This is a genomic window from Mumia xiangluensis (assembly GCF_010994095.1).
Taxonomy (GTDB): Bacteria; Actinomycetota; Actinomycetes; order Propionibacteriales; family Nocardioidaceae; genus Mumia; species Mumia xiangluensis.
Genome location: NZ_WJYO01000001.1, coordinates 974,555 through 986,183, shown reverse-complemented (window position 1 = coordinate 986,183; position 11,629 = coordinate 974,555). Strand labels below are relative to the sequence as shown.

Here is an 11,629-nt window from a genome sequence, read left to right as displayed (position 1 = left end):
ACCGTGACGGCACGACCCTCCGGTCCACGCAACCTGTGTCCCTCCTACACCGGTCGCGGGTCTTCCCAGCCCGACTGGTCGTACTGCGGAGCATCCGGGACGGGACCGTGGCGAGGCTCGCGGTCGTCGTCGCTCGTGGGCTCGTAGTCGACGCCGGACGGCGTCGTCCGCGAATCCGGCTCTGCGCCGCCGTCGCTGCCTCCCGGGGTGGTGTCGCCCGACCCCGGGTCGTCCGTGATGGTGCTGGAGCGCAGCTTGGCGACGATGACGGCCGCCACGATGATCGCGGCCGCGGCACCCGCGATGCCGTATCGGAGTGCGGCGTTGGCGTCGTCGCCGAACGAGGTCGTCACGATCGCCGGGGCGATCAGCAGCGCGACCAGGTTCATCACCTTGAGCAGCGGGTTGATCGACGGCCCCGAGGTGTCCTTGAACGGGTCACCGACCGTGTCGCCGATGATCGTCGCCTCGTGGGCGGCGGACCCCTTGCCGCCGTGGTGTCCGTCCTCGACCAGCTTCTTGGCGTTGTCCCAGGAACCACCGGCGTTCGCGAGCATGACCGCCATCAGGGTGCCGGTGGCGATCGCGCCTGCCAGGTAGGCGCCGAGCGCTGAGATGCCCAGGCCGAACCCGACCGCGATCGGGGCGAAGATCGCGAGCACGCCCGGCGTCGCGAGCTCCCGCAGCGAGTCGCGGGTGCAGATGTCGACCACGCGGCCGTACTCGGGACGACCGGTGCCCTCCATGATCCCGGGGATGTCGCGGAACTGGCGACGCACCTCGTACACGACGGCTCCGGCCGCGCGGCCGACCGCTGCGATCGACAGCCCCGAGAACAAGAACACCACGGAGGCACCGACGATGAGGCCGACGAGGTTGTTCGGGTCGGCGATGTTGAGCACACCGAGCAGGCCGAGGTACTCGCCGGTCGTGAGGCTCGTGATGCCCGAGGAGACGTCCTCGAACGCGCCGCCGACGATGTCGGTGAACGAGCCGAACAACGCCGTCGCGGCGAGCACGGCCGTCGCGATCGCGATGCCCTTGGTGATGGCCTTGGTGGTGTTGCCGACGGCGTCCAGCTCGGTGAGGATCTGGGCGCCGTTCTCGTCCACGTCGCCCGACATCTCCGCGATGCCCTGCGCGTTGTCGCTCACCGGACCGAAGGTGTCCATCGCGACGATCACACCGACCGTCGTCAGAAGCCCGCAGCCGGCCAGGGCGACAGCGAACAGCGAGACCAAGATGGCGCCACCGCCGAGCAGGAACGCGCCGTAGACGGCAGCGGCGATCACGAGCGCCGTGTAGACGGCCGACTCCAGACCGAGCGAGAAGCCCGAGAGGATGACGGTCGCCGGACCGGTCAGCGACGTCTCGGCCACGTCCTTGACCGGTCGGTGATCGGTGCCGGTGTAGTAGCCGGTCAGCGCCAGGATCACCGACGCGAGCACGATGCCGATGAGCACAGCCACGACCGCGACGACCTGCGGGTTGAACGTGCCCGGCTGCTCGATGCCCTGGACCTGGGAGAACAGGCCCTCCAGCAGCGTCGTGCCACCCGCACCGTCGAGGTCGCTCGAGCTGGACGGGAGGTAGAGGAACGCGGCGATCGAGCAGGCGACCGCGGAGACGATCGCCGAGATGTAGAAGGATCGGTTGATCGTGGTGAGGCCGCTCTCGCCCGCACGGGGACGGGTGATGAAGACGCCGAGGATGGCAGTCAGCGCACCGATGGCCGGAACGATCAGCGGGAAGACGAGCCCCTGCTCGCCGAAGGTCACCGAGCCGAGGATCAGGGCCGCGACGAGCGTCACGGCGTACGACTCGAAGAGGTCCGCGGCCATGCCCGCGCAGTCGCCCACGTTGTCGCCCACGTTGTCCGCGATCGTGGCGGCGTTGCGCGGGTCGTCCTCAGGGATGCCCTGCTCGACCTTGCCGACGAGGTCGGCGCCGACGTCCGCGGCCTTGGTGAAGATGCCGCCGCCGACTCGCATGAACATCGCGAGCAGCGCCGCGCCGAAGCCGAAGCCCTCGAGCACCGACGGGGCGTCGCCCTTGTAGATGAGGACGACCACCGACGCGCCGAGGAGGCCGAGCCCGACGGTCGACATGCCGACGAAGCCGCCCGTCCTGAAGGCGATCCGCATCGCGGGGTCACGGCCCTCATTCTGGGCGGCGGCGGCGACGCGCACGTTGGCGCGCACCGCGAGCCACATGCCGAGGTAGCCGATCGTCGCCGAGAACAGCGCACCGACGACGAAGAAGATGGAGCGACCGACCCGGATCTCGGCCGTGCCGGGGAGGACGAACAGCAGGAGGAAGGCCAGCACGACGAAGACGCCGAGCGTCTTGAACTGGCGGGCTAGGTAGGCCGACGCACCCTCTTGGACGGCTCTGCCGATCTCCTGCATCCGTTCGGTGCCTTCAGCGGCATCGAGCACCTGCTTGCGGAATACGGCGGCCATCACCAACGCCACCACTGCGATCGCCGCGACGACGACGACAAGAGTGAGGTTGGCCCCGGTCAGGGACAAGTCTTCGGATGCAGCCAGGGGGGCGTACGACATACGGATCCTTCCTCGGCACGAAATGCGCTGGGCTCGGGCGTGCCCGAACAGACAACCAGCAATGTGACCTGGGCCACAACCATTTCGCTAGGGAGAATTTCGGTGGTTCCCAGAGTCTGGACGCCGAGGGCTCGGGCCGCATCCGGACGGTCCCGGCGCAGGGACGGTCGCGGGGGGACGTCGTCAGTCGTGGTGCGCGCGGAGTGCGTCGTCGACCGACGGATAGATCCCGAACACCTTCGCGAGGCCCGTGATCTCGAAGATCTTGAGCAGGCGCTCGCGCGTGCAGACGACGTCGAGGGTCCCGTCGTTGGCCCGGACGCGCTTGAGGCCGCCGACCAGGACGCCCAGCCCGGTCGAGTCGAGGAAGTCGACGTGCTCGACGTCGACGATCACGAAGTGGTGGCCGCTCTCGATCAGGTCGGCCAGGGCTTCCCGCAACCTGGGCGCCGTGTAGACGTCGATCTCGCCCGCGACCTCGACGACCTGGAAGCCGTCGAGAGGTCGCACCTCGAGCGAGAGATCCACGCGGTGACCTGCTTTCGTACGGCGGCGGACTCGGCCATTGAACCACGCGGACTCCCTCGGACGGGCGGGATTCGGGTGCCGGGTCCCCGCCTGCGGAACACCGTCCTTGTCGCCCTTGGGAGACTCGGGGTGTGCCCGATCCGATCGAGACCCTGCTGCGGCTGCCGGGCGCAACGGACGGTCGTCTGCTGCACCTGGCACGCGAGGACGCGCGCGAGGCGGTGTACGCGCCGTGGCCTGCGTGGGTCAGCGACGCCCTGCGGACGCGGTACAGGGAGAACGGGATCGACACGCTCTGGGCGCACCAGGTGGAGGCGGCCGAGCTGGCGCACGCCGGCGAGCACGTGGTGGTCGCCACCGGGACGGCCTCGGGCAAGTCCACGGCCTACCAGCTCCCGGCGCTCAGCGCGCTCGAGGCGGGCCGCGCGGCCGACCAGCGCCGTGGCCGAGGCCCGACCGTGCTCTACGTGGCTCCGACGAAGGCACTGGCGCACGACCAGCTCCAGGGACTCCACCAGCTCACCGCGGGGTGGGATGCCGTGCGCGCCGCTGCCGTCGACGGCGACAACACGCGCGAGGAGCGCCAGTGGGCTCGCGACCACGCCAACTATGTGGTGACGAACCCTGACCTGCTGCACCGTACGGTCCTGCCGTCCCACGCGCGATGGGCTCGGTTCCTGTCGGGGCTGCAGTACGTCGTCGTCGACGAGTGTCACCAGTACAGAGGAGTCTTCGGCTCGCACGTCTCGCACGTCCTTCGCCGGTTGCGGCGGGTCGCCGCGCACTACGGCGCAGACCCGGTGCTGGTGCTGGCGTCGGCGACGGTCGCCGATCCGGCCGTGTCCGCCTCCCGGCTCACCGGCCTCGCCGTGCGTCCTGTCACCGACGACGCAGCGCCGCGGGGCGAGGTCGCCTACGCGTTGTGGGAGCCGCCGCTCGTCGAGGCGGCCGGTGGCGAGAACGGCGCACCGGTACGCCGACCCGCGTCGGTCGAGGCCGCGGGCCTGCTCGCCGACCTGGTGTCGGCGGGCGTCCGGACGCTCGCGTTCGTCCGGTCGCGACGCGGCGCCGAGTCGGTCGCGATGTCGGCGCAGCGCATGCTCGCCGAGGTCGACGGGGACCTCGCGAGCCGGATCACGACCTACAGGGGCGGATACCTGCCGGAGGAGCGCCGGCTGATCGAGAGCGACCTGCGCAGCGGCGCGCTGCTCGGTCTGGCGAGCACCAACGCGCTCGAGCTGGGGATCGACGTCGCGGGGTTGGACGCCGTGGTCACGACCGGGTTCCCCGGGACCCGGGCTGCGCTGCGGCAGCAGTTCGGGCGTGCCGGCCGCGGCGCGTCGCGCGCTGCAGGGGTGTTCGTGGCCCGCGACGACCCCCTCGACACCTATCTGGTCCACCATCCTGAGGCGCTCCTCGGCGCACCCGTCGAAGGCACCGTCTTCGATCCGTCCAACCCGCACGTGATCGGGCCGCACCTCGCCGCCGCAGCGCAGGAGCTGCCTCTCACCGACGCTGACCTGGCGCTGTTCGGCGACGGTGCGGCCGAGGGTGTCGGTGCACTCACCGCCGCGGGGTGGCTCCGCCGTCGCCCGCAAGGGTGGTTCTGGACGCGTCGCGAGCGGGCTGCCGACCTCGTCGACATCCGATCGGTCGGTGGTCCCGCGGTGCAGATCGTCGACGACGAGACCGGGCGGTTGCTCGGGACCGTCGACGGTGGGCGGGCGGACGCGACCGTCCACGACGGCGCGGTCTACGTCCACCGCGGCGAGACCTACGTCGTCGAGCACTACGACCCGACCGACCAGATCGCGCTCGTCCGTCAGGACCGGCCCGACTACACGACCACCGCGCGGTCGGTCACCGACATCTCGATCGTCGCCGAGCGTGCCGTGACGGCCTGGGGTCGCGCGTCGATCGCGTTCGGGGACGTCGACGTGACGAGCCGCGTCGTCTCCTACGTCAAGCGGCGGTCCGGGTCGGCGCAGGTGCTGGCGGAGATTCCGCTGGACCTGCCCGAGCACACGCTCCGGACGACCGCCGTCTGGTGGACGCTCCCGGGCCGCGTCGTCGAGGCGCTCGGCCTCGATCCCGCCGAGATCCCCGGCGCCGCGCACGCGGCGGAGCACGCGTCGATCGGTCTCCTCCCGCTGCTGGCGACGTGCGACCGGTGGGACATCGGCGGCGTCTCCACGGCCATGCATCCGGACACGGGGATGCTCACCGTCTTCGTCCACGACGGGCTTCCCGGCGGCGCCGGCTTCGCTCGCCGGGGGTACGACGTCGCGCGCGACTGGCTGGCGATGACGCGCGACGCGATCGCCTCCTGCGCCTGCGAGCGAGGGTGCCCGTCGTGCGTGCAGTCGCCGAAGTGCGGCAACGGCAACAACCCGCTGTCGAAGCACGGCGCTGTCATCCTCCTCGACGCGCTCCTTGCCGACGCCGTCGACGTCACGAGCGGCGAGGACGAGGGACGCGACGCGGCCCGTCCCTGACCCACCCGCGCGTGCTCCCGGAGAACCCCCGCTCCTGAGGCTATGGTGGCGACACGATCGGAAGGTGGGGGTCCGATGATCGCTCTGGGTTTGCTGCTCCTCGCGGTTGCCGTGCTGGCGGGGGTCGTCGCCACCGTGGAGGCGACCGACTCGGTGTCGGTGGACGTCCTCGGGTGGACGATCTCGACCGACGGGATCGGGGTCTTCTGGGCGGGCGCGGTGACCGCGCTCGTCGCCGTCCTCGGTGCCTGGCTCATCGCCCGTGGGATCCGCCGGGGCAACCGCATCCGCCGGGAGAACCGCGAGCTCCGCAAGGAGCACAAGCGGTACGAGAAGGAGCAGGCCAGCATTCGCACCGGGGCACCCGCCGCATTCGCGGGAGACCCCGACGGTCGGGCCGGCGACCCTGCGTACGACCCCGAGAGCGAGCGTGCGTACGACCCGGCGCACGACGCGGACCTCGGCGCCGACGCCTCGATCGTGGACCCGTACGACGCCCCAGCGACGGCTGAGCCGTACGACGACTCGACTCCGGAGCCGTACGACGAGCCTGCCACCACGGCGGGGTCGACCGACGTCGATGACACCGCCGGGGGCTCTCCAAGGCCCCCCGATGAGAGCGACACCCAGGACGCGACGGACCCCGACGGCCCCGCGGACAACGCAGACTCCGGCCCCGCGGACACCGACTCGGGCCCCGCGGAGTCGCCCGACGACCGGAACACTCCGCGTACCAGCGCCTGAACCGCCGCTCCGCAGACGAGCCGTCATCGCCGGCCTTCCCGCGCTGGGACGTAGTCGGACGGTGCCGCCCGCGCCGTACGGCGCACGCTGAGCTCGCGGCCCCAGAGTCGGGCTGTGCGTTCGACGACCACGGTCGCCGCCGCGGCCCGGAGCTCGCACTCCCGAAGGACCGTGCGGTTGGCCGAGGCGATCCGGCGGGCCGCACCGCAGGCGTCCGCCCCGCTCACCGCCGCCTGGCTCGCGGCGATCGCTGTCAGGTCGGCCGCGGACGAGACGTGGTGCTGGAGGCGCGCGACAGCGGCGACCTGGAGCACGACGACGCAGGCGGCGGCCAGAAGGACCGCGATCGTCGCGGCGTACACGGTGGCCACGCCGCTCTCGTCGGCCTTTCGTGGCGCCATCACGGCTGCGTCGCGTCTTCGGTGGCGCTCACCGCTGTCGCCACGAGCGGCACGGAGAACGCTCTGACGATGGGCAGGTCGAGCCGCGCGCGATAGCGCACCGTGACCTCGACCGTGCCGTCCGCGCGCTCGGTCACCGCGACCGCCCCTCCGAGCGGGGTCATCCCCTCGACGCCCTCGACGACGGCGCGGCGATCATCTCCGCGCGCGGCCATCCGAGCGCCCTCGCGCGCCGCGTCGACGAGCCGGACCTGGGTGATGCCGACCATCGCGGCCGCGGCCAGCACCAGCGTCAGCGCGACCAGGAACGGGACGACCATCGCCGTCTCCGCCGTCACCATGCCGTGCTCCTCCTGTCGTCGTGCCTCCATCGCACGTCCCTCCCTCGTCCTCGCGGCTCCGCACCGCGACCTGCTCCCCGGCTGCGCTCGACGAGGCAGCTGCGCCCGATGGCCTGCCGGGCGCGCGGGCTCGAGCACCTGCCCGGGCCCGCGCCCCGCGGGCCTCACATGAAGGGCAGGAGCTCGATCCCCTTCTCGAAGACGTTCTGGATGAAGTCGTTGAACCAGTCGGACGTCGCGATCGTGTAGATCGCGCCGCCGACCGTGCAGGCCCCGACGGTGCCGACGGCGTATTCGGAGGTGGTCATGCCCTGCTCACCTGCGTGGGCACGACGAGTCATCAGGAACTTCATGGGCTCTCCTCTGGACGTGTTGCGGACGGTGGACCCGGCCACGCCGACAAGGTGGGTCCTGGAGCACCGGCCGAACGGCCGCTCGCGACGACCTGGGGACGAGGCTCGGGTGTGGACGGGTCACAGACCGAGCTCGACGAACGTCGACGCGACGGTCGGGACGACGCCGACGAGGAGGAACGCGGGCAGGAAGCACGCCCCGAGAGGCGCCGCCGTGCGTACTCCGACGGAGCGCGCCCGCTCGAGCGCCTCGGCCCGCGCGCTCGAGCGCAGGTCGTCGGCGCTGCGAACCAGCGACCGGTGGACGGACGTTCCGCTGCGGGAAGCGCGGGCGAGTGCGCGGGCGAGCGGTGCGAGGACCGGGTCGTCGACCAGCTCGCGCCACACGGTCACCGGGTCGGCGCCTACCTCGATCCGGACCGCGACGCCGTCGAGGCGTTCGCCGAGCGCACCGCCGACGGCGTCGGCCACCAGCGACAGGACGTGCCCGGTCGGGCGACCCGCGTCCACCGCGGCGACCACGAGGTCGAGCGCGAGCGGAAGATCGGCGAGCTCCGCCGCACGCCGCCGAGCCGCTGCCGCCGGCTCCAGGCGCCCGATCCACCGTGAGACCGGGAGTACCGCTGCGACGCCCGCGACGAGCCCGACCACTCCACCCACGAGAAGGAGGATCAGTACGCCCGCCATCAGGCCGGCGAACCAGGGCGCGGTCAGCCACGCCGGGAGCCCCGAAGACGTCCGTGGCACGTCGTGTGCCGTCGACCCCGTCCCCGAGCCCGACCCCAGCCCCAGACCCAGCCCCAGCGTCGACCCCGACCCCCGCGCTGAGCCGTCCTCGCGGGTGGACATCAGGCGTCGCTCACGGACCGAGTCACCAGCGAGAGCGGCGGCGAGCAGGGCGAGGAGCGTGGCGAGCAACGTCATCGTGCTGCGCCGTCGGTGATGCGCTCGACCCACAGCACGCCGGCGACCGCCAGAGCGGCGCCGGTCGCGAGGCACCACGACCCGATGCCGCCGCTGAGGAGAAACGCGACGGGGTTGCCGCCGAGCGCGGCTCCGAGAGCGAGGGCCAGGAGCGGCAGCACCGCCAGCAGTCGCGCGGTCGCGCGAGGCGGGCCGAGGGTGGCGTCGACCTCGCGGACGATGTCGTCGCGGGCTCGCAACCCTTCGACGACGCGGTCCAGAACCGCTGCCAACCCGGCCCCGGACCGTACGCTGACGCTCCATGCGGCGGCGACGTCGCGCAGGCCCTCGGCACCTGGTTGCATGGCTGCCGCCCGGAACGCGGCGGCGGCGTCACCGCCGAGGCGGACACGGGCGTCGACCGGACGCAGCTCGGCGTGGTCGGCGGCGACCCGCTCGAGGGCCAGCGAGGGCGGAAGTCCCGCTGCGAGCTCCGCCGCCAGCGCCTCGCACGCCGCGGTGACGTGGGCGTGCGTCCTTCGACGGGCGGTGCGTGCCCGCGACCTCAGCCGGAGTGCGGCGACGAGCCACGCCACGCAGCCTGCCACGAGCACCGCGACGACGGTCACACCCGTCGCCGCGAGGACGACGACGGTCGCGACGGCGACCGCGATCGGAAGTGCCCCCGGCAGCCGACCGCGTGGTGCGGCCGGCTCGTCGGAGGCGCCTTCCCGCGCCGGCGACACCGTGGCGAGCTGTCGGGTTGCCAGAGTCCGTCCAGCGAGCAGCCAGCCGGCGGTGGCCGCGAGCGCACCTGCCGCGACGACACCGACGTCGTACGACGCGGCGCCCGTCACGCACCCACCGCTTCCCGTCCGCCGTCCGGCACGGGCCCTGCACCGACGAGCCGGTGCAGCTCCGCCGCAGCGGGCCCGAGGGCGACGGTCCCGTCCTCGGCGACGTCGAGCGCCGGCACGCACTCGACGACGCCGTCCGACCCGGGACGAAAGACGGCGATCTCCGCGACCCGCCGCGTCCCGCTCCGCCGGCCCTTCGCGACGTGCACGACGAGGTGGAGCGCCGCCGCGAGCTGGCTGTGCAGCGCGGCGCGCGGGAGTCCCGCCGCCGTCGCGAGCGCCTCCAGCCGGGCCGGCACGTCGTGCGGGGTGTTCGCGTGGAGCGTCCCGCACCCGCCCTCGTGCCCGGTGTTGAGCGCCCCCAGCAGATCAACCACCTCGGCGCCACGGACCTCGCCGACGACCAGCCTGTCGGGACGCATCCGCAACGCCTGCCGCACGAGGTCGCGAAGCACCACGCCGCCCGCGCCCTCGACGTTCGCCGGTCGTGACTCGAGGGCGACCACGTGCGGATGATCAGGCCGCAGCTCGCTCGCGTCCTCGACGACGACGATCCGCTCGGTGTCGCTGACGGCGCCGAGCATCGCCGACAGCAGCGTCGTCTTGCCCGTGCCGGTCCCGCCGGTCACCAGGAAGGCCGCCCTCGACTCGACGACCGCCCGCAGGATCCGGTGGACCTCGTCGCCGAACGCTCCCCTGGCGGCGAGCTCGGCGAGCGAGTACGTGCGACGGGCCGGCACCCGCAGCGAGAGTGCCGTCCCAGGGCGGGCGATCGGAGCCAGCACGGCGTGCAGACGGGTGCCGTCGGGGAGCCGCACGTCGACGAACGGCGAGGCGTCGTCGAGTCGTCGCCCTGCCGCTGCGGCGAGCCGTTGCGCGAGCCGGCGCACGGCATCGTCGTCCTCGAACACGATGCCTGCCCGTTCGAGCCCGTCACCCCGATCGACGTAGACCTCCCGAGGGCCGTTCACGAGGACGTCCGTGACACCGGGGGTGCGCAGCAGCGGCTCGAGGAGGCCGGCGCCGACGGTCTCGCGATGGAGGGCGTCGACCACCGCCAGCACCGTACGGTCGCCGTGGACGTGTCCGCCCGCCCGGAGCGCGGCCGCGACACGCTCCGGGGTCGGGCGCTCTCCGGCGGCCGCGATCCGGTCGCGGACCTCGATGACGAGCGCGTGGTCGGGGGCGGTGTCGGTGAGCCGCCTCATCGCGCCAGCTCGGGTGCGAGCAGGGACCAGACGCTCCGCCCGGCCGCACGGACCGAGGAGCGTCGAGCCACGGGCCCGACGCCGTCCTCGACGGCCCGGCGGAACCGGGAGTCCTCGCTCATCGTGGTGAGCAGCGGCAGGGCCAGCGTCTCGGCGACGAGGGCCGGCGGGAGTCCGCCCCGCCGGCGGCGTACGACGAGCCGGATGTCGCTCGACCACCCGGTCAGCCGTCGTACGACGCTGGTGGCCGCAGCGACCCCGCGCACGTCGTCGCTGACGACCACGACGCTCACGGCCGCGCGGGCGGCGACCTCCGCGGCGGCAGCATCGAGATGGCGTGGGAGGTCGGCGACCACGAGGGCGTGGGCTCGGCGCACGGCGGTGAGCACGGCGGCGACGACCTCGTCGCTCGGCACGTCCCGCGCTCCCCGCTCCCACGACAGGACCGCAAGCCCGTCCGCGCGCGGGAGCGAGCGCCGCAGGGCCGTGCCGCTCAACCGTCCATGGGTGGCCGCGAGGTCGTTCCATCGCAGGCCGGGCCGCGCCTCGTCACCGAGCAGCAGATCGAGGCCACCGCCGAGCGGGTCGCCGTCGACGAGCAGGACGTCGCCGTCCGCGTCACGGCCGCCAGGTGCGCGGGCGGCCGTCCGAGCGACGCTCGCCGCGAGCGACGACGCACCGGCACCGCCTGAACCCCCGACGAACGCCACGACCGGGGCGGTCCGACCGGACCCGTCGGCGCGGTCGGCCAGCAGCTGCGCGAGCGCGTCGTCGTCCCTCGGCAGGACGAGCACCTGCTCCGCACCCAGCGCGAGCGCGGTCGTCCAGACCGCAGGGCGCGGGTCATCTCGGACGACGACCACGACGTCTCGGCGCCGCTCCAGCACGGGCAGGTCTGGCCCAGGGCCGGCGACGACGTCGTCGCCGAGCACCACCAGCGGCGCGGCAGGCCAGTGGGGCCGTGCCGTCGCCAGCTCGGCGCACACCAACGGCTCGATCGCGGCGGCAGCGCACAACCTGAGCACGGCGTCGAGGTGCTCCTCCGACCCGGTCACGATCAACGGACGCGGCGCGGAGGCGTACGAGAAAGGCATGGACTCACAGTGGATCGTCCACCGCCTCGGCGGGGCCGCACGACCGGCGACCTGGGGACCACGGTCGCCTGTGGACGAGCCGTCCCGCGACGCGCGGGGGCCGATAACGCGGCGCGCTCTGACAGTGCCGCTGTCTATGCT

General features: G+C 73.0%; 11 protein-coding genes. 2 read left to right on the top strand and 9 right to left on the bottom strand.

Annotation, left to right across the window (positions count from 1 at the left end; all coding sequences use genetic code 11):
- Window positions 1–44: 44 nt before the first annotated feature.
- Together GH747_RS04480 and GH747_RS04475 are read right to left on the bottom strand one after the other, a co-directional pair.
- On the bottom strand, window positions 45–2,564 hold the full coding sequence (locus tag GH747_RS04480) for a sodium-translocating pyrophosphatase (RefSeq protein WP_149768314.1): 2,520 nt from the start codon (window positions 2,562–2,564) through the stop codon (window positions 45–47).
- Window positions 2,565–2,747: 183 nt separating this feature from the next.
- Window positions 2,748–3,092: an STAS domain-containing protein gene (locus GH747_RS04475; protein WP_149768313.1), complete on the bottom strand. Its 345-nt coding sequence runs from the start codon at window positions 3,090–3,092 to the stop codon at window positions 2,748–2,750.
- Window positions 3,093–3,223: 131 nt separating this feature from the next.
- Between GH747_RS04475 and GH747_RS04470 the strand changes: the two genes are divergently transcribed.
- Window positions 3,224–5,587 carry a DEAD/DEAH box helicase gene (locus GH747_RS04470; protein WP_149768312.1) on the top strand — a complete coding sequence of 788 codons (2,364 nt, stop codon included), beginning with the start codon at window positions 3,224–3,226 and terminating at the stop codon, window positions 5,585–5,587.
- Between the two features lie 75 nt (window positions 5,588–5,662).
- Window positions 5,663–6,331 (top strand): DUF1049 domain-containing protein, encoded by a 669-nt coding sequence (locus GH747_RS04465; protein WP_149768311.1) that lies wholly within the window; start codon window positions 5,663–5,665, stop codon window positions 6,329–6,331.
- Window positions 6,332–6,354: 23 nt separating this feature from the next.
- Here GH747_RS04465 and GH747_RS04460 read toward each other — a convergent pair whose 3' ends face one another.
- The 7 genes from GH747_RS04460 to ssd form a co-directional block, all read right to left on the bottom strand.
- Window positions 6,355–6,702 carry an Rv3654c family TadE-like protein gene (locus GH747_RS04460; protein WP_163695291.1) on the bottom strand — a complete coding sequence of 116 codons (348 nt, stop codon included), beginning with the start codon at window positions 6,700–6,702 and terminating at the stop codon, window positions 6,355–6,357.
- Between the two features lie 29 nt (window positions 6,703–6,731).
- Window positions 6,732–7,103, bottom strand: coding sequence for a TadE family type IV pilus minor pilin (locus tag GH747_RS04455; RefSeq protein ID WP_149768309.1), 372 nt, complete (start codon window positions 7,101–7,103; stop codon window positions 6,732–6,734).
- Window positions 7,104–7,237: 134 nt separating this feature from the next.
- Entirely contained in the window at window positions 7,238–7,414 is a 177-nt protein-coding gene (locus tag GH747_RS04450) for a DUF4244 domain-containing protein (RefSeq protein ID WP_149768693.1), read from the bottom strand.
- A gap of 132 nt (window positions 7,415–7,546) precedes the next feature.
- Window positions 7,547–8,350, bottom strand: a complete 804-nt coding sequence (locus tag GH747_RS04445) for a type II secretion system F family protein (RefSeq protein WP_149768308.1) — start codon at window positions 8,348–8,350, stop codon at window positions 7,547–7,549.
- Complete coding sequence (locus GH747_RS04440) at window positions 8,347–9,186, bottom strand: type II secretion system F family protein (protein ID WP_149768307.1); 840 nt, start codon at window positions 9,184–9,186, stop codon at window positions 8,347–8,349. The genes GH747_RS04445 and GH747_RS04440 overlap by 4 nt, the downstream gene beginning before the upstream one ends.
- Window positions 9,183–10,394, bottom strand: a complete 1,212-nt coding sequence (locus GH747_RS04435; protein WP_205602754.1) for a TadA family conjugal transfer-associated ATPase — start codon at window positions 10,392–10,394, stop codon at window positions 9,183–9,185. The genes GH747_RS04440 and GH747_RS04435 overlap by 4 nt, the downstream gene beginning before the upstream one ends.
- Entirely contained in the window at window positions 10,391–11,488 is a 1,098-nt protein-coding gene (ssd, locus tag GH747_RS21980) for a septum site-determining protein Ssd (RefSeq protein ID WP_205602753.1), read from the bottom strand. Before ssd ends, GH747_RS04435 begins: the two co-directional genes overlap by 4 nt.
- Window positions 11,489–11,629 lie beyond the last annotated feature (141 nt).